Source organism: Pseudomonas mediterranea CFBP 5447, from assembly GCF_000774145.1.
In the GTDB taxonomy this organism is placed as follows: domain Bacteria; phylum Pseudomonadota; class Gammaproteobacteria; order Pseudomonadales; family Pseudomonadaceae; genus Aquipseudomonas; species Aquipseudomonas mediterranea.
Genome location: NZ_KN322985.1, coordinates 517,768 through 540,425, shown reverse-complemented (window position 1 = coordinate 540,425; position 22,658 = coordinate 517,768). Strand labels below are relative to the sequence as shown.

Sequence of the window (22,658 nt, the reverse complement as noted above, 5' to 3'; positions counted from 1 at the left end):
TAACTGCTTCAATAACAACAACAAATCAGGAGACACCTCCCATGTTCGGCATGTCCCACGAGACGTTCCTACTGCTTGATGCAGTGGTCACGGTGATCGGACTCATCCTCCTCATCACCCAGTTCAAATTCCACCCGTTCATTGCGCTGACCATCGCCGCCGCGTTCCTCGGCCTGACCTCGGGCATGCCGACCGGCACCATCATCAAGGCGTTCCAGGACGGCTTCGGTGGCGTTCTGGGCTTCGTCGGCATCATCCTGGCGCTGGGCACGATGCTCGGCAAGATGATGGCCGAGTCGGGCGGGGCCGATCAGATCGCCCAGACCCTGATCCGAGCCTTCGGCAAGGACAAGGTGCAGTGGGCGATGATGTTCGCCGCATTCCTGGTAGGCATCCCGTTGTTCTTCGAAATCGGTTTCGTGCTGCTGATCCCGCTGGTGTTCATCGTGGCGCGCCGCACCGGCGTGTCGATCATCAAGATCGGTATCCCGCTGCTGGCCGGTCTTTCCGCCGTCCACGGCCTGGTGCCGCCGCACCCGGGGCCGCTGCTGGCGATCGGCGTGTTCGGTGCCGACATCGGCAAGACCATTCTCTACGGCCTGATCGTCGCGCTGCCGACCGCCATCATCGCCGGCCCGATCTTCGGTACGTTCATTGCCAAGCGCATCCCCGGCCATCCGAACCAGGAACTGGTGGACCAACTGGCCCGCGAGACAAACGCCGCCGAACTGCCAAGCTTCGCCATCACCCTGATCACCGTGTTGTCCCCGGTGTTCCTGATGCTGCTCAAGACCTTCGCTGACGTGGCGCTGCCGGACGGCAACCTCTTCCGTGCCTGGATGGACATGATCGGCCACCCGATCTCGGCCTTGCTGCTGGCCTTGTTGCTGTCGTTGTATACCTTTGGCTACAAGCAGGGCATCGGTTCCAGCCAGATGCTCAAATGGCTGGACGCCAGCCTCGCACCGACCGCCGCGATCATCCTGATCATCGGTGCCGGCGGTGGTTTCAAGCAGATGCTGGTGACCAGCGGCGTGGGTGACGTAATCGGCCACATGGCTGTAAGTGCGCAGATCTCGCCGATCCTGCTGGCCTGGCTGGTGGCCGCGGTGATTCGTATCGCCACTGGTTCGGCCACCGTTGCAACCATCACCGGCGCGGGCATCGTTGTACCCGTGGTAGGGATGATTCCGGGGGTAAACCGTGAGCTGCTGGTATTGGCGACCGGTGCCGGTTCGTTGATTCTGTCCCACGTCAACGATGCGGGCTTCTGGCTGGTCAAGCAGTACTTCAACATGACCGTGGCCGAAACCTTCAAGACCTGGACGGCGATGGAAACCATCCTGTCGGTGGTGGGCTTGGGCTTTATCCTGTTGCTGTCGCTGGTGGTCTAAAGGCCCGGCACAAACAACTGTGGGAGCGAGCCTGCTCGCGATGGCGGTATGTCAGCAGCATCCCTGCAACTGACCCACCGCTATCGCGAGCAGGCTCGCTCCCACATTGGGTTGTGTATCAGGCGTTGGTCTTGCTGACCAACCCATCGGCCCGGAACATCGCCCGGATCCCACGCACCGCCTGGCGGATCCGGTCCTGGTTCTCGATCAGCGCAAAGCGCACATGATCATCCCCATACTCGCCGAAGCCCACCCCCGGCGAAACGCAGACCTTGGCTTCGGCCAGCAGCTTCTTGGCAAACTCCAGTGAGCCCAGGTGCGCATAGGCCTCGGGAATCTTGGCCCAGACGTACATCGACGCCTTGGGATTCTCCACCATCCAACCCAGTTCATGCAGGCCCTTGACCAGCACGTTGCGGCGCTGGCGGTACTGTTCGGCAATGTCGCGCACGCACTGCTGATCGCCTTCCAATGCGGCGATGGCGGCCACTTGCAACGGGGTGAAGGTGCCGTAGTCGTGGTAACTCTTGATCCGTGCCAGGGCGCTGACCAGTTCCGGGTTGCCGACCATGAAGCCGATGCGCCAGCCGGCCATGTTGTAGCTCTTGGACAGGGTGAAGAACTCCACCGCAATGTCCTTCGCGCCAGGCACCTGCATGATCGATGGCGCTTTCCAGCCGTCGTAGACGATGTCGGCGTAGGCCAGGTCGTGGATCACCAGCACGTCGTACTGCTTGGCCAGGGCGATGACCCGCTCGAAGAAATCCAGCTCCACGCACTGGGCGGTGGGGTTGGACGGGAAGCCGAGGATCATCATCTTCGGCTTGGGGATCGAACCGCGAATGGCCCGCTCCAGTTCGTCGAAGAAGTCCACCCCTGGCACCAGCGGCACCGAGCGCACCTGGGCGCCGGCGATCACCGCGCCGTAGATGTGGATCGGATAGCTGGGGTTGGGCACCAGCACCGTGTCGCCCTGGTCCAGGGTCGCCAGCATCAGGTGGGCCAGGCCTTCCTTGGAGCCGATGGTGACGATGGCTTCGCTTTCAGGGTCGATGTCCACCTCGTAGCGGTCCTTGTACCAGCGCGAAATGGCGCGGCGCAGGCGCGGGATGCCTTTGGAGGTGGAGTAGCCGTGGGTGTCTTCACGCTGGGCGACGGTGACCAGTTTTTCCACGATGTGTGGAGGCGTGGCACCGTCGGGGTTGCCCATGCTCAAGTCGATGATGTCTTCGCCGCGCCGACGCGCAGCCATCTTCAGCTCGGCAGTGATATTGAATACGTAAGGGGGGAGTCGATCGATGCGCGCAAAGCGGCGCGGCGAACCTTGTTCGGCCATTGTTGCCTCGAGATACGTGAGCGCCCGGAACCGTCCGAGCGACGTTGGCCACTGCGGTGGCCTGCGGCGCAAGATAATGGCCGTCATGGCCGCTTGTCCAGTGGCGGCCCGCAACTATTTTCGACGACACTGTCGGCCCGCTCGTGGATGCGTGCGGACTGTTCAATTCGCCATACCCCACTCGAACGGAATGATGATGGAATTTTCCAGCGGCTTTTTGCTGAGTCTCTCCCTGTGCCTGGACATCGGCATCGCCAATATCGCGATGATCACCCTCGCCATGCAGCGTGGTTATTTCCAGGGCTTCGCCCTCGGCCTGGGCACCTGCGTGGGTGACCTGGTCTACGCGGTACTGGCCCTGGCCGGCATGACCGTGTTGCTGCAATACGAAGCGGTGCGCTGGGTGCTGTGGATTGGCGGTTCGGTGCTGTTGCTGTACTTCGCGGCGAAAATGGTCCATTCGGCGATTTATCACGGGGCAGTGCTGGAGCAGGCGGGGGAGGTGCAGGGCAACTCCTCTGGCCAGGAATTCCTGCGCGGGATTTTCCTGGCCATGTCATCCCCCAGCGCGATCCTCTGGTTCGCGGCCGTGGGTGGTACGCTCATCGCCCGTTCAGGGGGTGGCTCCGTGCTCAGCTCGGTCCTGTTCCTCGGTGGTTTTCTCTGCGCCGGGCTGCTGTGGAGTGCTGGCCTGTGCCTGGCGGCGACCCAGGGCGGAAAATTATTGGGGGATAAATTGCTGCGTTATTCCTATTGGGCATCCGCCGCGATCTTCTGTTATTTCGCTGTTTACGTGATCGTTTCTGGTTACAACGAGTTTGTTGGGGCTTCTGGAGCAACGCTTATCCCAGCGACCTGACAAGCGAAACGGCCCTGGCAATCATGGTTTGGCTTCTATACTGCCAAGCCCGACCTCATGTTTTGCGGAGTGTTGACGCATGGAAAAGCCCCAACGCGATTACACAGCCGAACCACGCTTCGAACACGGAAACTTTCATCTTATCGCCGGATTTGGCGGTCGTTTCACCCAGGAGACCGCCCAGGGTATCCCCCTGCTCTGGGAAAAGTTTCTGCCCTGGCTCGGTAACGTGCCAGGGCAGAAAAGCGAGGTGACCTACGGCGTGTGTTGCAACCCGGACGGGAAGGGCGGGTTCGAATACATCGCCGGCGTGGAGATCAGCCGACTCGACGATCTGCCGGAACAGTACCGCTGGATCGAAATCCAGCCCGCTCACTATGCGGTGTTCCAACACCGTGGACCCTTGAAAAGCCTGCCGGACACCTTTCACTACATCTGGAATGTCTGGTTGCCCCAATCCGGTCACGAGGCGGCGGACGCTCCGGAGTTCGAACGTTACAGCGAAGACTTCAACCCCAGGACCGGCGAAGGCACGCTGGAGATCTGGATACCGCTCAAGAGTTAGAGAGCAGCAAGCCCATCCGCCGCTCATAACCGACGCGGCCCTTGTAGGCCTCGCCACAGTCGACCCAGCCCATTCGGGTATACAGGCCGATGGCCGGTTCGTTAGCGGCATCCACCGAGAGTTCCAACCCCCTGATTTCCGGCCAGGTCGCACGCGCCACGGCGGGCAGAGCCTGCAGGCAGGCCCTGCCGTGGCCCTGGCCCTGGGCCCGGTGATCGACCTGCAGGGCGTGCAGGGTCGCGCTGTGCTCATCGGCCCAGGCGGGCAGCACAGGCGGCCGCTTGAGCACCAGGAACGCCACCGGCGCGCCGTCGACCAGCAACGCGAAACCCTTGATCCCCGGGCAGGGCCGGGACAGCAGCATGTGCAATGCGCCATGGATATCGCCGGCGAACCGGACCTGTTCAGGAAGGAGCTCGATGGCTTGCACCTGTTGGCGCTGGACAGCGTTCAGATGTTCGTAGGCGACAAGTTGAGCAGTCACAGTAACGTCCGTTGGCCGCCGGCGGAATGAGGCTGGATTCTAGCGAATTTTCTTCCTTGAATTATTTTTATCCGGGATGTCGATTCGCCGTTTCCCCAGACGACAAAGGGTGTCTTCAACAAAAACCTGTGGAGAATCACCATGAATACCTCAACCACCGAAACTCAGATCCAGGCCCTGATCGACACCTATCGGCAGGCCGTCATGGCCAAGGATGTTGAAAAAGTCATGGCGCTCTATGACGACGACATCGTCTCGTTCGATGCCATCCAGGCCCTGCAATTCAAGGGCAAGGTCGCCTATCGCGCCCACTGGCAGGCCTGCATGGAAATGTGCCCTGGCCCGCACAAGTTCGACTTTCACCAAGTCAAGATCAACGCGGCAGACAGCATCGCTTTTGCCCATTGGCTGGCCTATTGCGGCGGCACCAACGACAAGGGCGAAGAACAGGCCTGCTGGATGCGCGTGACGGCCTGCTATCAACGGATGGCGGGACAATGGAAGATCGTCCATGAGCATTGGTCGGCGCCGTTCGATCCGATGGCGGGCACGGCGATATTCGACCTCCAGCCCTGATCGTCGGTTTTTTCGCCACCGCGTCCTTCTACCGTCATAGTTGACCCGTTCGGTCCCGGAGTTTTCCATGAAGTATTTATGCCTGGTGTATAGCAACGAACAAACGCTGCACAACTCGCCCGACAGTCCGGAGGACGCCGAGTGCATGGCCTACGCCGAGTCGATCCAGGGCAGCGGGCGGATGATCGCCGCCGAGGCCCTGGAGTCGGTGCAGACTGCGACCACCGTGCGCATGCGCGGCGGCAAGCTGTCGATCACCGACGGGCCGTTCGCCGAAACCAAGGAGCAACTGGCGGGTTTCTACCTGATCGATGCCAAGGATTTGAACGAGGCCATCCAGGTCGCCGGCAACATCCCGGCGGCCCGGGTCGGCTGTGTCGAGGTCCGACCGGTGCGCCAATTGAACCCCTGAACAACAATCACCAACAGGATGCGATCCATGAGCCTCACACCTGCTGCTTTCGAGTTGTCCATCAGCCGGGTGATCGATGCCCCGCGTCAGAAGCTCTTCCGTGCCTTTCACTGGCGCGGAGAGGAACGGCAGGCCCACGAAGCCATGGGCTTCTATGACGGCGGGGGGCAGAGCCCGGACCGGCTCGAAGCGTTGGTCGCCCAAGGCATGCCCGACTGATGTCGGCCGATGTGGTCAAGGCGCGGGTCGAGCAGGTCTATCGACAAGACTCGCGGCGAATCCTGGCGACGCTGATTCGCTTGCTGGGGGATTTCGACCTGGCGGAGGAAGCCCTGCACGAAGCCTTCTTCATTGCGGTCGAGCGTTGGCAGCGTGACGGCGTGCCGGACAACCCGAGGGCCTGGCTGGTGTCCGCCGGGCGCTTCAAGGCCATCGACAGTTTGCGCAGGCGAGCACGCTTCGCAGCGTCCCAGCCGATGCTGATCGCCCAACTCGAAGCCCTTGAGCAGTCTGACTGGAGCGACGAAGACGTGGAAGACGATCGTCTGCGGCTGATTTTCACCTGTTGCCACCCGGCCCTGGCGGCTGATGCCCAGGTGCCGTTGACGCTGCGGGAAGTCTGCGACCTGAGCACCGAGGAAATCGCCCGGGCCTTCCTCGCCGCACCCGCGGCCATCGCCCAACGTATCGTGCGGGCCAAGGCGAAGATTCGCGACGCGAAAATCCCCTACCAGGTCCCGTCCCGTGCGGAACTGCCCGAACGCTTGGACAGTGTGCTGCGGGTGATCTACCTGGTGTTCAACGAAGGTTACTCGGCTTCGATGGGCGCCGAGTTGACCCGGGAAGACCTGACTCGCGAAGCCATCCGCCTCGCACGGCTGTTGATGGAGCTGTTGCCTGAGGCTGAGGTCATGGGGTTGTTGGCGCTGATGCTGCTGCACGAATCCCGGAGGACGGCGCGCACGTCGGATGCCGGTGAGCTGGTGTTGCTGGATGAACAGGACCGTTCCTTGTGGAATGCGCAACTGATTGCCGAAGGTTGCCGGTTGGTGGAGGCCGCGCTGAATACCCGTCGGTTCGGGCCTTATTGCCTGCAAGCGGCGATTGCGGCCGTCCACGCCGAAGCGCCCACCGCGCAGGAGACCGACTGGCCGCAGATCGTCGGGCTGTATGATGTGCTGCTGCGGGTGATGCCGTCGCCGGTGATCGAACTCAATCGCGCCGTTGCCCTGGCCAAGCGCGACGGGGCGGAGGCGGGGTTGCGCCAGATCGAGGCGATCCTGGGGCGGGGCGACTTGCTCGACTATCACCTGGCCCACTCGGCACGGGCAGAATTCTGCCGGCAGTTGGGACGAGTGGAAGAGGCGAGGGCGTCTTATCGGCGTGCACTTGAATTGACACAGCAACTGCCGGAGCGACGGTTTCTTGAGGGGCGGCTCGCGGAGCTGGCCGAGCGATAAACCTGTGGGAGCGAGCCTGCTCGCGAAGCGGTGGGCCAGTCGATGCAAATGTTGGATGTACCGACGCCTTCGCGAGCAGGGCTCGCTCCCACAGGGAGAATGGTGTATGCGAGGGGCTGCGGGTGCCTTCGGTCAGGGTGGGAGCGAGCCTGCTCGCGATGGCGTCGGCACATCCAGCATCTATGCAAGCTGACCCACCGTAATCGCGAGCAGGCTCGCTCCCACAGAAATGCGGTTTCTTCTGCCCATGAAAAAAGCGACCCGAAGGTCGCCTTTTTCATTCAGCCAGCGTTGATCAGAACTCGTGATCGGCGTTGTCCGGGTTCAGGTCGCTGATGCCCAGTTTGCCGGCAGCCTGCTCGATCGAACCGGTCTGCTTGACCAGGGCGGCGATGGCGTCGCGGACGATCTGGTTGCCGGCGGTGTTGCCGGCCGCGATCAACTGGTCGTAGTGCTCACCCTTGTTGGCGTGATCGACCATGACCTGGATCTTGGCTTCGGTATCGGCCAGGTCGGCCTTGAGCGCGGTGTCGGCGGCCGGGTCGGCCTTGGCCACCAGGGACGAGAGGCTGGCGCCGGTCATCTTGGTGCCGTCGACGCGGGTGTATTCGCCCAGGTACACGTTACGCACGCCCTTGGCGTCGTAGAAGTGCGAGTAGTGGGTGTTGTCGCTGAAGCAGTCCTGCTCGTCTTCTGGCGAGTTGGCTTCCAGGGACACCTTCATGCGCTCGCCCGCCAGTTCGCCGAGGGACAGGCTGCCCATGCCGAACAGCATCTTGCGCAGGCCGCTCTCGGCCGGTTCCGCTTCCAGGGTGGCACGGTAGTTGTCGGCCACGTTCGGCTTCCAGTTGCCGACCATTTCTTCCAGGTCGCTGACCAGCAATTGGGTCACGGACTTGAGGTAGGCACGACGACGGTCGTTGTGGCCGCCAGTGGCGCCGGCGCCTTGCAGGTAGTCGGATGCCGGGCGGTTGCCGGCACCCGGGCCGGTGCCGTTGAGGTCCTGGCCCCACAGCAGGAATTCGATGGCGTGGTAGCCGGTGGCGACGTTGGCCTCGGAACCGCCCAGCTCATTCAGGCTGGCAAGTTTCTCCGGAGTGATGTCTTTCACGTCGACCTTGTCTTCACCCACCTGGACTTCGGTGTTGGCGATGATGTTGGCGGTGGCGCCCGGGTTACCCAGCGCGTGCTCGTAGGATTTGTCGACGTAGTCGATCAGGCCTTCGTCCAGGGGCCAGGCGTTCACCTGGCCTTCCCAGTCGTCGATGATGGTGTTGCCGAAGCGGAACACTTCGCTCTGCAGGTAAGGCACGCGGGCGGCGACCCAGGCAGCGCGGGCGGCTTTCAGGGTGTCGGCGTTCGGCTTGGCCAGGAACGCGTCGACGGCGGTTTGCAGGTTTTTTGCGGTGGATTCGGCATCGCTGTAGACCGCATAGACCATGTCGGCGTAGTGCGCGACGACGGCCTTGGCGGCGGCTTCGTCGAGTTTGCCGGCGGCAGCAGGGGCGGCCGGTGCCGCGGTGCTGGCGGCAGGCGTTGGCGCTTGCGGCGCGGCAGCCTTGTCCTTGCCTTCGCCGCAGCCGGCGAGGGAAATAGCGATGGCCAGCAGACTGGCGGTAGCCAGGGGCATACGAATCATGGCAAACATCCTGCTTCGAAAATGGATGGGACTGGCGCAAGGGGTGCGCAAAAGCTGCGACATAATGCGAAAGATTTGCATTATGTGTAAAGAGCTGCGCCTGTAAATATTTCTTATTTAATGAATGCGGATTGCAGGCTTCGCCGGCTCTTACAGAAAAATGCGATTCTTCTGTAAGAACTGGCCAAGCCTGCGATCCTTGGAGGTGTCAGAGGATGGAGGCCTTGCTGCGCTGCGCCTGTTTCAGGTAAGCCCCCAGCTCCCGTGCCGGCAGGGGTTTGCTGTAGTAGTAGCCCTGACCTTCATGGCAGCCTTCGGCGATGATGTAGGCTTCCTGCTCGATCGTCTCGACGCCTTCGGCGATCACCTGCATCCCGAGGCTTTTACCCAGTTGGATGATGGCGCGGACGATGGTCGCGTCGTCTTCGTCATCGAGCAGGTCCTGGACGAAGCTCTTGTCGATCTTGATCTTGTCCAGGGGCAGGCTCTTGAGGTAACTCAGGGACGAATAGCCGGTCCCGAAGTCATCGATGGCAATCAATGCGCCGGAGCGGCGCAGGCTCAGCAAGTGCTGGGCGGCGGTGGTGATGTCTTCCATCAGGCCGGTCTCGGTGACTTCGAGCTCCAGGCTGCGAGGCGGCAACCGGTACATCTGCAGGAGGTTGTTCACCACCCGTGGCAGTTCGGCATGGTGCAGTTGCACCGTGGACAGGTTGACTGCCATGCGCATGTCGACGAAACCCTGGTCGTGCCATTCGCGCAATTGCCTGCAGGCCTGGTCCAGTACCCATTCGCCGATGGCAATGATGGTGCCGTTCTGCTCGGCCAGTGGAATGAACAGATCCGGCGGTACGAAGCCATGTTCAGGATGGTGCCAGCGAATCAGCGCTTCGGTGCCGACCACGCGCAAGTCGCGATAGCTGACCTGCGGCTGGTAGACCAAGGTGAACTGTTCGCGAACCAGGGCCTCGCGTAAATCTTTCTCCAGCTCGCGACGGCGGCGCATTTCGCTGTCGACGCTGGCGATGTAGAACTGGTAGCGGTTGCGCGAGCGGGTCTTGGCCAGGGTCATGGTCTGCTCGGCTTTCTGCAGCAGCTTTTCGGTGCTGTCGCCGTCCTCGGGGAACAGCGTGATGCCGATGGTGGCGCGCAGACGGATTTCCTGGTCGTCGAGGGCGAAGGGCGCCTCCAGGTCGTCGAGGATGCTTTGCGACAGCTCGGCGGCTTCGTAAGGCTGCTCGATGTCGGCCTGGACCAGGGCGAACTGGTCGCCTCCCAGCCGTGCCAGCGCACCCAGGCGGCCGCTGTGGGCCCGCAGTCGATCGGCCAGGGCCAGCAGCAGTTGGTCGCCGGTCTGGTAGCTGAACTGTTCGTTGATGCTCTTGAAGTCATCCAGCCCCACGCACAACACCGCTACCCGGCGTTGCAGGCGGCCGGCATCCACCAGGATCTTGTCCAGCTGCTGCTGGAGCTGTTGGCGGTTAGGCAGGCCGGTAAGAAAATCGTATTGAGCCATCCGCAGCAGGCTGTTTTCCGCTTCATGGCGCAGGTGTGTATTGCGCTCGATGGAGGCGAGCAATTGATTGGCTGTGTTGATCCACAGGCCCAGCTCGTTCTGCTCGTGGCCGCGAAGCTGCGGGATCTTGTGGGCACTGGGGCGATCGGGATTGATTTCCGTCAGGTGCTCGATGATTCGCGACAGCGGCTTGGTCAGCAGCCAGTGATAGACCAGGTACAACACCAGGCCCATTGCCAGGGCCCGCAACATGCCCGAGACGAAAATGATCACGGAACTGATGATGAACCCTTGGCCGTAAGTGGCCGTATCCAGGGTGATGCTCAGGTCGCCGTAGTACTCGCTGTAGGGGCCGCGGCCAACCAACTGCGTGGTGAAGGTACGTTCCTTGCCCAGGATCAGGTCGGTCAGCCAACGACTTTCAGAATGCTGCAGGGGACGGGTCTTTTCGGCGAGCATGGTTTCATGAGGGTGACCGATGGAGGCCATGCGCACGGCTTCATCCTGGAACAGCCCTTCGATCACTTGCATGCCCATTTCCCGGTCGAGGCTGTAGACGGCCTGGGTGGAAGGGTCGCGAAACATATCGAGAATGCGCTGGGCATCGCTGGCGACGGCCCGGTTGGTTTTATAGGCATCGAACACGATCTGAGCGCAGCTCAGAATCATGCCAACGATCAATGCCGAAAGGAGCACGACCCGGAGCAACTTCACAGACAAGCTGTTCTTGAGTTCCAGCTTCAAAGAGGGATTCCTTGTACCGTGCGGGTAGCGTCAAGTTGCCATGAGTATTGGCAATCCTGTGATGGCAGTCAAAGGGACAATCAAACACAAGGGATATTGCCTGGAACATGGCCGATATGCGGTTTTTCCAGAGTGATTGCTCTACGCTCATTGTGTCGGTTGCAAAGGCGCGCAACTTGAGGCCTCGAAGGAATTTTTGTTGGGATTCGGACGTGAGGTCATCCGCTCGAAACCGGGGCAGGGATTTATTCCGGGCAAAAAAAACCCGGCAACGTGCCGGGTTCTTTTTGGGCATCGGATCGAAGCTTAGGCGGTGAAAGCCTTGCCTTCGAACTGCTCGGCCACGAATTTCCAGTTGACCAGATTCCAGAACGCTTCGACGTATTTCGGGCGAAGGTTGCGGTAGTCGATGTAGTAGGCGTGTTCCCAGACGTCGCAGGTCAGCAGCGGGGTGTCGCCGCTGGTCAGCGGGTTGCCGGCGCCGATGGTGCTGGCCAGGGCCAGGGAACCGTCAGCTTTTTTCACCAGCCAGCCCCAGCCGGAACCGAAGGTGCCGATGGAAGTCTTGCTGAACTCTTCCTTGAACTTGTCGAACGAACCGAAGGCCTTGTTGATGGCTTCGGCCAGTGCGCCGGTAGGTTGACCGCCGGCGTTAGGCGCCAGGCAGTTCCAGTAAAAGGTGTGGTTCCAGACCTGAGCGGCGTTGTTGAAGATGCCGCCCGAGGAAGTCTTGACGATTTCTTCCAGGGTCTTGCCTTCGAACTCGGTGCCAGGCACCAGGTTGTTCAGGTTCACGACGTAGGTGTTGTGGTGCTTGTCGTGGTGGAATTCCAGAGTCTCTTTGGAGATGTGCGGCTGCAGTGCATCGTGTGGGTAGGGCAGCGGCGGCAATTCGAAAGCCATGGTGATTCTCCTAATCAGGTCAGTTGCGGTGAGCGCAAGGCCGATCACGGGCGGCCGGACTAGCGCCGGGGAGTTTGTACTCTTTGCGGCGCAGGGTCGGATCATAGCACCGGGGGGGCGGCATAACCACGCAACAACTGTGTGGGATAGAGGTTCCAGAGCGGTTTGGAATATCAGCCCATGACGATCAACTGCACCGCCATGGCGAACATCATCACCGCCACCAGCAGGTCGAGGATCCGCCAGGTGCTCGGGCGAGCCAGCCAGGGAGCCAGCCATGCGGCGCCGAAGGCCAGGGTAAAGAACCACAGCAGCGAGGCACTGGCGGCGCCCACGACATAGGCACCGGGCACGCTCTGCTGGGCACCGAGGGAGCCGATCAGCAGCACGGTATCGAGGTAGACGTGAGGGTTGAGCAGCGTCACCGCCAGCGCACTGAGCAACACCGCCCGTAGCGAGCGAACCGCCTGGTTTTCACCTTGTTGCAGGCTCTGTTTCGAACAGGCCCGGCGCAAGGCGAGGCTGCCGTACCAGAGCAGGAACGCCGCACCTCCCCAACGGGAAATAGAGAGCAGCAACGGGCTCTGGGCCAGCAGCGTCGCCAGCCCGAATACGCCGGCCATGACCAGCAGCGCATCACAGGTCACGCACAGCGCAGCCACGGGCAAATGATGTTCGCGACGCAGGCTCTGGGCCAGCACAAATGCATTCTGGGCGCCGATGGCCATGATCAGCCCGAGGGCCACCAGCAGCCCGTTCATATAGCTTTGCCACATCTTCATGACTCCCCGTTGGCGGCCAGTTGCTGGAGCACAGCCATGGCTCGTTCAGCGTCGTCGTAACCGACGAACAGATGGTCGTGGTAATAACCGGCGATCACGTTGCAACTGATGCCTGCATTGCCCAGCGCCGTGGCGAAGGCTGCGGTCAGGCCCACGGCCTGCAGGGCCGAGTGCACTTCGAGGGTGATCCAGGCGGCGACATAGTCGAAACCCAGCCCCGCTTTCTGTGCCTGGGATTTTTCCAGGATCACCGTCAGTCCCTCGCGCTCGAGAAAGCTGCCAACGATTGTGATGCCCGTCGGGACCCGGCCGTCGGGCAGGCTGCAGAACACGTATTCGCCCTGATTGAGCTGCGGGCTCATGCTGCGCAGCAGGGTGTTTAATGATGTTTCGCCAGACATGGCTCGCTCCTTCCCAAGTGATGCTGGTCATTTTCCGGTTGAAAGTTGTATAAGAAAAACCAATCTTGCTGATTGCTCATTAGGAATTCTGATGTTCGATTACAAACTGCTGGCGGCCCTGGCTGCCGTGGTGGAGCAGGCTGGCTTCGAGCGCGCCGCCCAAGTGCTGGGTTTGTCCCAATCGGCCATCTCCCAACGGATCAAGCTGTTGGAGGCGCGTGTCGGTCAACCCGTGCTGGTACGCGCTACACCGCCAGCCCCCACCGAGATCGGTCGCCGTTTGCTCAACCATGTGCAGCAGGTGCGTTTGCTGGAGCGCGATCTGCAAAGCCTGGTGCCGGCCCTGGATGAAGAAGGCCTGCCCGAGCGCCTGCGCATCGCCCTGAATGCCGACAGCCTGGCGACCTGGTGGGCGGCGGCCGTGGGCGACTTCTGCGCCGAACATCACTTGTTGATGGACTTGGTGGTCGAGGACCAGACCGTCGGCCTCAAACGCATGCGCGCCGGTGAAGTGGCGGCGTGTGTTTGCGCCAGCGAGCGCCCGGTGGCCGGGGCTCGCAGCGTCTTGCTGGGCGCCATGCGTTACCGGGCGCTGGCGAGCCCGGCCTTCATCGCCCGGCACTTTCCCGATGGCGTACGTGCCGAGCAATTGGCTCGCACGCCGGCCCTGGTGTTCGGTCCGGATGATTTCCTGCAACACCGCTATCTCGCTTCCCTCGGCGTCGAAGGCGGTTTCGAACACCATTTGTGTCCGTCCTCCGAAGGTTTCATCCGCCTCGCAGAAGCGGGGCTTGGCTGGGGGCTGGTGCCGGAACTGCAGATGCGCGAGCAACTGGCGCGGGGTGTGTTGGTGGAGTTGCTGGCAGATAAACCGATCGATGTGCCTTTGTACTGGCATCATTGGCGCAACGGTGGACAGTTGCTCGGGTTGTTGACCGAGCGATTGATCGCAGCGGCAAGCAGCAAGCTACAAGCAGCAAGCTAAAGCGTCGGGCTTGAAGCTTGTAGCTTGCCGCTCGAAACTGATTCTAGGAGTATTCATGAAAATTCTTGTTACCGGCGCAAGCGGCTTCATCGGTGGGCGCTTTGCGCGTTTCGCCCTGGAGCAGGGCCTGGATGTACGGGTCAACGGACGTCGGGCCGAGAGCGTGGAGCACCTGGTGCGTCGCGGTGCGCAATTCGTCCCGGGGGACCTGGGCGATCCGCTGCTGGCTCGTGATCTGTGCCTGGATGTAGAGGCCGTGGTGCATTGCGCCGGCTCCGTGGGGTTGTGGGGGCGTTATCAGGATTTCCACCAGGGCAACGTCCAGCTCACGGAAAATATTGTCGAGGCCTGCCTCAAGCAAAAGGTCCGGCGCCTGGTTCACCTGTCGTCGCCCTCGATCTATTTCGATGGCCGCGACCACTTCGGGTTGACCGAAGAGCAGGTGCCCAAGCGCTTCGGCCATCCCTACGCTGCCACCAAATACCTGGCCGAGCAGAAAGTCTTCGGCGCCCAGGAGTTCGGCCTGGAAGTGCTGGCCCTGCGGCCGCGTTTCGTGACCGGCGCCGGCGACATGAGCATCTTCCCACGGCTGTTGAACATGCAGCGCAAGGGGCGTCTGGCGATTGTCGGCAACGGCTTGAACAAGGTGGATTTCACCAGCGTGCACAACCTCAACGAGGCGTTGCTCAGCAGTCTGCTGGCCACCGGCTCAGCCTTGGGCCAGGCCTACAACATCAGCAATGGAACACCGATTCCTCTGTGGGACGTGGTCAACTACGTGATGCGGCAGATGGACGTCCCACAAGTCAGGCGTTACCGTTCCTACGGGCTGGCCTACAGCATTGCAGCGTTGAACGAAGGGGCCTGCAAGTTGTGGCCGGGTCGTCCCGAACCGACGCTGTCGCGCTTGGGCATGCAGGTCATGAACAAAAATTTCACCCTCGACATCAGCCGTGCCCGGCATTATCTCGATTACGATCCACAGGTCAGCCTGTGGACCGCCCTCGATGAATTCTGCGCCTGGTGGAAAGCCCGCTGATCGGCCCGTCATGAACCGAGTGCCGGGTTCGGGGTCAATGGGTGCGGCGGGCGAGGGGGTTATACTCGCCGCATCGAGCCATTACTGGTTTTTCAAAGGTTGAATCCATGCCCACGCGTAATGATGAACACGACGACTTCGACGATGTACCGAGCCTGCGGATGCGCGCCGACGTCCCCGATGACGATGACTTCCTGCCCAACCGTCAGGCGCATGTGCAAGCGCGCCCGACACCCGTGGCGGCAGCCAAGGTCAAGGGGCCGAGCACCGGACCGTTGTGGGCGCTGGTCGGCGCGTTGCTGTGTGCGTTCGGCTTCCTGGCCTGGTGGAGCTTCCAGCAGATTTCGCTGATGGAGCAGCAGTTGGTGGCGACCCAGGAGAGTTTCGCGCGGATCAGTGAGGATGCCGCGGGGCGCTTGCAGGACATTTCCGGCAAGGTGGTGGCCGGTCAGTCCAATGTCATGAGCGACAGTGAAGCCTTGAAGCTGCAGGTCAAGCAGTTGGACAACAAGCTGCAAGACCAGGCCCGGCTGTTCGAAAGCAAGCTGCAAGAGCAGTACAGGCAACAGCAAGCCACCTTCGGTCCATCCGCCGACCTGGACAAGGAACTGGCCCAGCTCATCGCCCAGGCCACTGAACAGCAGAACACCAGCACCCAGTTGCAAGCTGCCAACAAGGAGCTTCAAGCCCAGGTCAAGGCGCTGGCGGCTGAAGTGACCACCCTGAAGAACCAGGGTGAAGGCGGCGCGCTCGATGCCCAGCTCAAGAGCATCGGTGCCGATATCACTGCCCTGAAAAGGAATAGCCAGAACCCTGCCATCGAGCGCCTGGAGCAGGAGATGATGGTACTCAAGAGCCAGCAGGATAATCGCTCGGGCGGCGGCACGGCCGAATTCGATGCCTTCCGCGGCCAGGTCACCCGCAACATCAATACACTGCAAGCACAGATCCAGAACCTGCAACAGCAGCTCAGCGCTCGGGGGCAGTGACGGGTTCTCAACATCACCACACCTGTGGGAGCGAGCCTGCTCGCGATGGCGTCAGTCCAGCCTGCATCCTTGTTGAATGTGCCACCGCTATCGCGAGCAGGCTCGCCCACAAGGTCCGGCGCCCTGCATCAATACCCCATCCACCGCAAAATNACTGACCCACCGCCATCGCGAGCAGGCTCGCTCCCACAGTGTTTCGGGGGTGTTGTGTACAAAAAAGGCCCGCATCGCTGCGGGCCTTTTTTATGTTGCCAGGGTTGATCAGCCCGCCACCAACACCCGGATCGCTTCCAGGCGCAGGGCAGCCTTTTCCAGCATCGCCAGGCCCTGTTCGCGCTGTTTGCGCAGGGCTACCAGCTCGCTGTCGCGCACGGTCGGGTTGACGGCTTGCAGGGCAGTCAGGCGGGCCAGCTCTTCGTCAGTATCGGCCGCCAGGCGGCGTTGGGCTTCGGCCACGCGCTCGGCATGCCGTGGGGCGACTTTCTCTTCACCGGCATTGATGCGCGGCGTGAGTTGATCACGCTGGGCCTGGATGAACTTGTTGGCGCTGGCGCGAGGTACGCTTTCGAGCTGGTCGTTCAAAGTCTCGAACGACACCCGGGCCGCCAGGTCGTTGCCGTTGCTGTCCAGCAGGCAGCGCAGGGCGGCCGGTGGCAGGTAACGGCCCAGTTGCAGCGAGCGTGGGGCGACCACTTCACTGACGTAAAGCAACTCCAGCAGCACGGTGCCGGGCTTGAGCGCCTTGTTCTTGATCAGCGCGACGGCCGTGTTGCCCATCGAGCCGGACAGCACCAGGTCCATGCCGCCTTGTACCATCGGGTGTTCCCAGGTGATGAACTGCATGTCCTCGCGGGACAGCGCCTGGTTGCGGTCGTAGGTGATGGTCACGCCTTCGTCGTCGCCCAGCGGGAAGCTGGCATCGAGCATTTTTTCGCTCGGCTTGAGAATCAGCGCGTTGTCCGAATGGTCCTCGCTGTCGATGCCGAACGCGTCGAACAGGGTTTCCATGTAGATCGGCAGGGCGAACTGATCGTCTTGCTCAAGGATGGCTTCCACCAGTGCGTCGCCTTCCCCTGCACCGCCGGAGTTGAGTTCCAGCAAACGGTCGCGACCGGTGTGCAGCTCGCTCTCCAGGCGCTCGCGTTCGGCGCGGGCCTCGTCGATCAGCGCTTGCCACTGGCCATCGTCGGCCTCTTCCAGCAAGGGCAGCAGGCGCGGGCCGAACTGATGCTGCAAGGCGTTGCCGGTCGGGCAGGTGTTGAGGAAGGCGTTCAGCGCCTCGTGGTACCACTGGTACAGCCGCTCTTGCGGGCTGGTTTCCAGGTACGGCACGTGCAACTCGATGGTGTGCTTCTGGCCGATCCGGTCCAGACGACCGATCCGCTGTTCCAGCAGGTCCGGGTGAGAAGGCAGGTCGAACAGCACCAGGTGATGGGCGAACTGGAAGTTGCGCCCTTCGCTGCCGATTTCCGAGCAGATCAGCACCTGCGCGCCAAACTCTTCGTCGGCGAAGTACGCGGCGGCACGGTCGCGCTCGAGGATGTTCATGCCTTCGTGGAATACCGTGGCCGGGATCCCGGAGCGCACGCGCAAGGCGTCTTCCAGGTCCATGGCGGTTTCGGCATGGGCACAGATCACCAGGACCTTGGTGCGCTTGAGCATCTTCAGCTGGTCGATCAGCCACTCGACGCGTGGGTCGAATTTCCACCAGCGTTCTTCGTCGCTGGCGTCCGGCTGGGCCTGGAAGCTGACTTCCGGGTACAGCTCGGCGTGGTCGCCCAACGGCAACTCGAGGTATTCGTCCGGGCACGGCAACGGATAGGCGTGCAGTTTGCGCTCCGGGAAGCCCTGGACGGCGGCGCGGGTGTTGCGGAACAGCACGCGGCCGGTGCCGTGGCGGTCCAGCAACTCGCGGACCAGGCGGGCGCTGGCTTCGACGTCGCCGTCATTGACGGCGGTCAGCAGCGCTTCGCCTTCGTTGCCCAAGAAACCGTGGATGGTCTTGTGGGCTTCAGGCGAGAGGCGGCCTTTGTCCAGCAGTTCCTGCACGGCCTCGGCCACCGGGCGGTAGTTTTCGCTCTCGGCGCGGAAGGCCTTGAGGTCGTGGAAGCGGTTCGGGTCCAGCAGGCGCAGGCGGGCGAAGTGGCTGTCCTGGCCCAATTGTTCCGGCGTCGCGGTCAGCAGCAGTACGCCGGGGATCGTCTCGGCAAGCTGCTCGACCAGCGCGTATTCGGGGCTGACCTTATCTTCGTGCCACACCAGGTGATGGGCTTCGTCGACCACCATCAGGTCCCAGCCGGCGGCGAACAGCGCGTCCTGGGCCTTCTCGTCGTCCACCAGCCACTCCAGCGCCACCAGCGCCAGTTGGGTGTCTTCGAACGGGTTGCTCGCATCGCTTTCGATGAAGCGTTCTTCATCGAACAAGGCAACCTGCAGGTTGAAGCGCCGGCGCATTTCCACCAGCCACTGGTGCTGGAGGTTTTCCGGCACCAGGATCAATACGCGGCTGGCGCGTCCGGACAGCAACTGGCGATGGATGACCAGGCCGGCTTCGATGGTCTTGCCCAATCCGACTTCGTCCGCCAGCAGCACCCGCGGTGCAATGCGGTCGGCCACTTCCCGGGCAATGTGCAACTGGTGGGCGATGGGCTGGGCCCGAACGCCACCCAGGCCCCAGAGCGGGGACTGCAGTTGGCGGCTGGTGTGTTCCAGGGTGTGGTAACGCAGGGAGAACCAGGCTAGCGGGTCGATCTGGCCGGCGAACAGGCGGTCGCTGGCCAGGCGGAACTGGATGAAGTTCGACAGCTGGGTTTCCGGCAGGGTAACGACTTCGTTCTGCCCGTTGAGGCCGTGATAGACCAGCAGCCCGTCGACATCATCGACTTCGCGCACGGTCATTTTCCAACCTTCGAAGTGAGTGATCACGTCGCCCGGCGAAAACCGTACACGTGTAAGAGGCGCATTCCGTAGCGCGTACTGGCGAGTGTCGCCAGTGGCCGGGTAGAGCACGGTCAACAAGCGGCCATCCTGTGCCAGAACGGTGCCTAAACCCAGCTCGGCTTCGCTGTCACTGATCCAGCGTTGCCCCGGTTGATACTGCTGCGCCATGCTGCCTGACTCCCGCCTTGAAAAAGCCGGTTATCTTAACGGAATGATCCCTCAGACCAAAGGAATTACGCACGTAACGGGCTGTTATGACCGCCACTGCTTCGACCGGTCCGATGGAACTTCAGCAAGTTTCGCGATCAAACAGGCTTGTGCCTGCCTTGCGTTAATGCCAACCGGGTCACAAGTTTCGGACCAGCGGTTCAAGCCTCCTGCGCCGCAGCCGATAGCCTGATGACAGGAGACTTTTATGTTGCTACCCACGCTCCCTTTGAGCGCCGTACCCATTACTGCACAACAGGATCCAGTCCGCCAGCGACCGGACATCCCGCCCGTGGTCCCGGTACAGCAAACCTCCAGCGAAAGCACCATCGACCTGCAAAAGCGCGATCCGGAAGAGGCTGCGCTGTTGTTGCGCGAGGAGCAGCGTCGCCAGCAGGAGCGCGAGAGACGCCGTCGCGAGGCCGATGAAGACCCCGAGGAACACCTGGCCATACCGGGGACCGAACTCAACGCCGATAACACCGTGCCGGTGAAGCCCCTGATCGACGATGAGGCGCGCCAGGGCCTGTGGGTCGATATCCAGATCTGATTGCCTGTATTTGCCCACGCACGCAGGCTGGTCAACGCAGCAAACAGCCCCCATCATGGGCACATTCGCACTTCACTGCATGATGCCGACACGCCATGAGCCAAGACGACAAGCTGGTTGACCTTAACGCTGAGCGCGCCAAGCGTGTTCACGACCTCAACAAAAAACGCCTCAATGAAGTCCGTCAGGCGTTCGAGCAGGCGATGCCCCTGGGCAAGACCAGGAAAAAGCCCAAGAGCAAACCGAAAAAGCGCTGATTCCTCCTCGATCCATTGATGCAAATCAGTTATTTCCCTTCCTTTTCGCTCGGTCGCGAGCGTTATTGACCCCGGTCAATGTTCACCCCGGCTCGATTGGTTAACTTGGCTCCAACACAACAGGGGCGGGACCAGGAGGCCAATCATGTTTTTCGACAATGTGGTGTTTGCCGGAATGTTGACGGTCGGCTTCATGTTTGTATTTTTCGCCGTTTTTGGATTATTCATCTGGAAAGACGCACACAAGCGCAAAAAACCTTAGGTCTTTCCGGCTGCAACGAGCACGCAAGGCATTTTGGGCGACTTCGGTCGCCCTTTTTTTTTGTGCGAAATTCCTGTCTGCACACAATCCCCTGTGGGAGCGAGCCGCGAGTATCGCGAGCAGGCTCGCTCCCACAGGGATAAAGCAACTGGCATAAAAAAAGGTGCGACCCGCAAGGATCGCACCTTTTTTGTAAGCCGCTGGAATCAGCTGCCCAAGGCTTTGGAAGCCAGCCAGAACAACCCGGCCGACAGCGCCACTGTCGCCGGCAGGGTCAGCACCCAGGCCAGCAGGATGTTGCGTACCGTGCCGCCTTGCAGGCCGCTTCTGTTGGCTGTCATGGTGCCGGCCACGCCGGACGACAGCACGTGGGTGGTGGAAACCGGCAGGCTGAAGACGTTCGCTGCGCCGATCATGCACGCCGTGGTGATCTGCGCCGACATGCCCTGGGCGTAGGTCATGCCCTGCTTGCCGATTTTCTCACCGATGGTCAGCACCACGCGCTTCCAGCCCACCATGGTGCCCAGGCCCAGCGCCAGGGCGACGGCCAGGATCACCCAGAACGGGGCGTATTCGGTAGTGGCGGTGAGGTCCTTGCGCAGTTTGTTCAGGTCGTCTTTTTCGCGGGCTGCCAGGTTTGGCAACTTGCCGACCTTCTTGGCCGTGTCGTCCAGGCAAAGCAGGTAGCGACGAACCTCGATGCGGCTTTCCGACGGCAGCGAGTGGTAGTCAGCCACGCCCTTGAGGGTGTCGAGCAGCGCGTTGATGGTGGGTTCGGTCTGCTGCGGGTTGCAACGGAATTTCTCCGGCAGGTCGCCCGGCACGCTTTTGCCCAGCGCCAGGTATTCGCCCAGGGATTCGCTGTTGCGCTGGTAGAACTGACTCAGGTGCAGGGTCGCGTCACGGGTGCGCTCGATCTGGTAGGTGGTGCTGCTCAGGTCGAGTACGAACTGCGCCGGCACGATGCCGATCAGCACCAGCATGATGAGGCCGATACCTTTCTGACCGTCGTTGGAACCGTGGACGAAACTGACGGCCATGGCCGAAATCACCAGCACCAGGCGGTTCCAGAACGGAGGATGCTTCTTGTCGTCGATCTTGCGACGCTGTTCCGGTGTCTTGTGCATCTTCGACAGCGGTCGCCACCATTTCAGGCCAATTAGCACCAGGGCTGCAATCAAGAAGCCGGCCATGGGCGAGAACACCAGCGAGGCGCCGATATCGATCGCCTTCTGCCAGTTCACACCGTCACCCAACGGGATGTCGTTGATCAACGCGTTGGCCAGGCCCACGCCGAGGATCGAACCGATCAAGGTATGGGAGCTGGACGCCGGGATACCGAAGTACCAGGTGCCCAGGTTCCAGGTGATGGCCGCTGCGAGCAGCGAAAACACCATCGCCAGCCCGTGTCCGGTGTTCACATTGATCAGCAGTTCCACGGGCAACAGGTGGACGATGGCATACGCCACGCCCACGCCACCCAGCAGCACGCCGAGGAAGTTGAACACCCCGGAAAAGAACACCGCCAGGTGCGGCGGCATCGCTTTGGTGTAGATAACAGTGGCAACCGCGTTAGCGGTGTCATGAAAGCCGTTGATGAACTCGAAGGCGAGGACAAAAGCCAGGGCGAGCAAGAGGCTCACAAGCACCCAAGCATCCAGTCCGCTGAATAAATCGATCATGAAGGTTTTCTGACCCGGTCATAAGGGGGCGCGATTATGCCAGAAAACCACGTTGATCGATGCACTGCCTGCTCATCGGTAACATTCTTCAACGAAATAACTTGTAGGAAACCGTCCGGGAGCAGGTTTTTCAAGGGCGGCGCAACCCATTGATTCCGGGGTTAAAAGCCAGGTGAGCGAGGATCGCCGAGGCTGAGCAGGGCTCGACGTAGTTGTATGAAATATCTGAAAAGAAAGTCAGTCAGGGCACCCTCCACCTATGGCGGAAGGAGAGGGCGGCCCGCTCATGACGGGCGGCCAGCGCAGTGTCCGGTCGGGGTGGCGACCGGATACTGTTTCCACGAAAGGCGTGTTATCGCTCTTCGGGCCTGAGTTCCTTTTCCATTTTCTGAAGTTCCTGGGAAAAGGCCTGGTCCTGAACAGTGGCGCGTTTACGCCAGGGTTTGCGTTCCGGCTCAGGTTGAGCGGCGTAGGTGGTGACTTCCCCGCCGTAAACTTCCTTGTAACGTTGTTCCTGGCGCTCAAGTTCCGCGCGCAGTTCTTCTTTCGTCACAGTATTACCTAGCAAAGTGAATTGAATCTGGTGATACGCACTGCATGTATCCACGCAGACGGCCACGGCACCAGAGCTGACAGCTGACGTAGCATCAGGGCTTCGTGTTGTTGCCGATACAGG

General features: G+C 61.4%; 23 protein-coding genes. 13 read left to right on the top strand and 10 right to left on the bottom strand.

All coding sequences use genetic code 11. The features are described 5' to 3' along the window. Positions 1–41: 41 nt before the first annotated feature. Entirely contained in the window at positions 42–1,394 is a 1,353-nt protein-coding gene (locus N005_RS14710) for a GntP family permease (RefSeq protein ID WP_047701854.1), read from the top strand. A gap of 118 nt (positions 1,395–1,512) precedes the next feature. Here N005_RS14710 and alaC read toward each other — a convergent pair whose 3' ends face one another. Then, a complete protein-coding gene (gene alaC / locus N005_RS14705; RefSeq protein WP_047701853.1) occupies positions 1,513–2,730 on the bottom strand; it encodes an alanine transaminase in 1,218 nt (405 codons plus the stop codon). A gap of 196 nt (positions 2,731–2,926) precedes the next feature. Between alaC and N005_RS14700 the strand changes: the two genes are divergently transcribed. Next, complete coding sequence (locus N005_RS14700) at positions 2,927–3,589, top strand: LysE family translocator (protein WP_047701852.1); 663 nt, start codon at positions 2,927–2,929, stop codon at positions 3,587–3,589. A 79-nt stretch (positions 3,590–3,668) separates the two neighbouring features. Beyond that, entirely contained in the window at positions 3,669–4,154 is a 486-nt protein-coding gene (locus N005_RS14695) for a GyrI-like domain-containing protein (RefSeq protein WP_047701851.1), read from the top strand. Here N005_RS14695 and N005_RS14690 read toward each other — a convergent pair. Next, positions 4,144–4,638 carry a GNAT family N-acetyltransferase gene (locus N005_RS14690; RefSeq protein WP_047701850.1) on the bottom strand — a complete coding sequence of 165 codons (495 nt, stop codon included), beginning with the start codon at positions 4,636–4,638 and terminating at the stop codon, positions 4,144–4,146. The genes N005_RS14695 and N005_RS14690 overlap by 11 nt on opposite strands. A gap of 141 nt (positions 4,639–4,779) precedes the next feature. Here N005_RS14690 and N005_RS14685 point away from each other — a divergent pair, with 141 nt between their 5' ends. From N005_RS14685 to N005_RS14670, 4 genes are all read left to right on the top strand, one after another. After that, a complete protein-coding gene (locus N005_RS14685; RefSeq protein ID WP_047701849.1) occupies positions 4,780–5,214 on the top strand; it encodes a YybH family protein in 435 nt (144 codons plus the stop codon). Between the two features lie 67 nt (positions 5,215–5,281). Further along, on the top strand, positions 5,282–5,626 hold the full coding sequence (locus N005_RS14680) for a YciI family protein (RefSeq protein ID WP_024781205.1): 345 nt from the start codon (positions 5,282–5,284) through the stop codon (positions 5,624–5,626). A gap of 27 nt (positions 5,627–5,653) precedes the next feature. Further along, positions 5,654–5,845 carry an SRPBCC family protein gene (locus N005_RS14675; protein WP_047701848.1) on the top strand — a complete coding sequence of 64 codons (192 nt, stop codon included), beginning with the start codon at positions 5,654–5,656 and terminating at the stop codon, positions 5,843–5,845. Then, on the top strand, positions 5,845–7,086 hold the full coding sequence (locus N005_RS14670) for an RNA polymerase sigma factor (protein ID WP_047701847.1): 1,242 nt from the start codon (positions 5,845–5,847) through the stop codon (positions 7,084–7,086). The genes N005_RS14675 and N005_RS14670 overlap by 1 nt, the downstream gene beginning before the upstream one ends. A gap of 295 nt (positions 7,087–7,381) precedes the next feature. Here N005_RS14670 and N005_RS14665 read toward each other — a convergent pair whose 3' ends face one another. The 5 genes from N005_RS14665 to N005_RS14645 all read right to left on the bottom strand — a co-directional run bounded on the left by N005_RS14665 (position 7,382) and on the right by N005_RS14645 (position 13,071). Further along, positions 7,382–8,725 (bottom strand): imelysin family protein, encoded by a 1,344-nt coding sequence (locus N005_RS14665; RefSeq protein WP_047701846.1) that lies wholly within the window; start codon positions 8,723–8,725, stop codon positions 7,382–7,384. A 208-nt stretch (positions 8,726–8,933) separates the two neighbouring features. Next, positions 8,934–10,985, bottom strand: a complete 2,052-nt coding sequence (locus N005_RS14660) for a putative bifunctional diguanylate cyclase/phosphodiesterase (RefSeq protein WP_047701845.1) — start codon at positions 10,983–10,985, stop codon at positions 8,934–8,936. 306 nt (positions 10,986–11,291) lie between these two features. Then, the gene (locus tag N005_RS14655) at positions 11,292–11,888 is read right to left on the bottom strand and encodes a superoxide dismutase (protein ID WP_047701844.1); all 597 of its coding nucleotides are present in this window, start codon (positions 11,886–11,888) and stop codon (positions 11,292–11,294) included. 173 nt (positions 11,889–12,061) lie between these two features. Further along, complete coding sequence (locus tag N005_RS14650; protein WP_047701843.1) at positions 12,062–12,664, bottom strand: LysE/ArgO family amino acid transporter; 603 nt, start codon at positions 12,662–12,664, stop codon at positions 12,062–12,064. A gap of 2 nt (positions 12,665–12,666) precedes the next feature. Further along, positions 12,667–13,071: an ACT domain-containing protein gene (locus N005_RS14645; protein WP_047701842.1), complete on the bottom strand. Its 405-nt coding sequence runs from the start codon at positions 13,069–13,071 to the stop codon at positions 12,667–12,669. 85 nt (positions 13,072–13,156) lie between these two features. Here N005_RS14645 and N005_RS14640 point away from each other — a divergent pair, with 85 nt between their 5' ends. The 3 genes from N005_RS14640 (at position 13,157) to N005_RS14630 (ending at position 16,084) form a co-directional block, all read left to right on the top strand. Beyond that, positions 13,157–14,056 (top strand): LysR family transcriptional regulator ArgP, encoded by a 900-nt coding sequence (locus tag N005_RS14640; RefSeq protein WP_162843646.1) that lies wholly within the window; start codon positions 13,157–13,159, stop codon positions 14,054–14,056. Positions 14,057–14,111: 55 nt separating this feature from the next. After that, the gene (locus N005_RS14635; protein ID WP_047701840.1) at positions 14,112–15,095 is read left to right on the top strand and encodes an NAD-dependent epimerase/dehydratase family protein; all 984 of its coding nucleotides are present in this window, start codon (positions 14,112–14,114) and stop codon (positions 15,093–15,095) included. Positions 15,096–15,202: 107 nt separating this feature from the next. After that, positions 15,203–16,084 carry a hypothetical protein gene (locus N005_RS14630; RefSeq protein ID WP_047701839.1) on the top strand — a complete coding sequence of 294 codons (882 nt, stop codon included), beginning with the start codon at positions 15,203–15,205 and terminating at the stop codon, positions 16,082–16,084. 261 nt (positions 16,085–16,345) lie between these two features. Here N005_RS14630 and rapA read toward each other — a convergent pair whose 3' ends face one another. Next, a complete protein-coding gene (gene rapA, locus N005_RS14625) occupies positions 16,346–19,192 on the bottom strand; it encodes an RNA polymerase-associated protein RapA (RefSeq protein WP_047701838.1) in 2,847 nt (948 codons plus the stop codon). A gap of 247 nt (positions 19,193–19,439) precedes the next feature. Between rapA and N005_RS14620 the strand changes: the two genes are divergently transcribed. From N005_RS14620 to ccoM, 3 genes are all read left to right on the top strand, one after another. Then, positions 19,440–19,781, top strand: a complete 342-nt coding sequence (locus tag N005_RS14620) for a hypothetical protein (RefSeq protein WP_041020305.1) — start codon at positions 19,440–19,442, stop codon at positions 19,779–19,781. A gap of 95 nt (positions 19,782–19,876) precedes the next feature. Next, on the top strand, positions 19,877–20,038 hold the full coding sequence (locus N005_RS29460; RefSeq protein ID WP_162843617.1) for a hypothetical protein: 162 nt from the start codon (positions 19,877–19,879) through the stop codon (positions 20,036–20,038). A gap of 145 nt (positions 20,039–20,183) precedes the next feature. Beyond that, positions 20,184–20,300 carry a cytochrome c oxidase subunit CcoM gene (gene ccoM / locus N005_RS29800; protein WP_047701837.1) on the top strand — a complete coding sequence of 39 codons (117 nt, stop codon included), beginning with the start codon at positions 20,184–20,186 and terminating at the stop codon, positions 20,298–20,300. 206 nt (positions 20,301–20,506) lie between these two features. On the opposite strand, the gene N005_RS14610 is transcribed toward ccoM, so the two are convergent. Next, positions 20,507–21,982: an inorganic phosphate transporter gene (locus tag N005_RS14610; protein WP_047701836.1), complete on the bottom strand. Its 1,476-nt coding sequence runs from the start codon at positions 21,980–21,982 to the stop codon at positions 20,507–20,509. Between the two features lie 352 nt (positions 21,983–22,334). Then, complete coding sequence (locus N005_RS28245) at positions 22,335–22,535, bottom strand: hypothetical protein (protein WP_081993271.1); 201 nt, start codon at positions 22,533–22,535, stop codon at positions 22,335–22,337. Between the last annotated feature and the right edge of the window lie 123 nt (positions 22,536–22,658).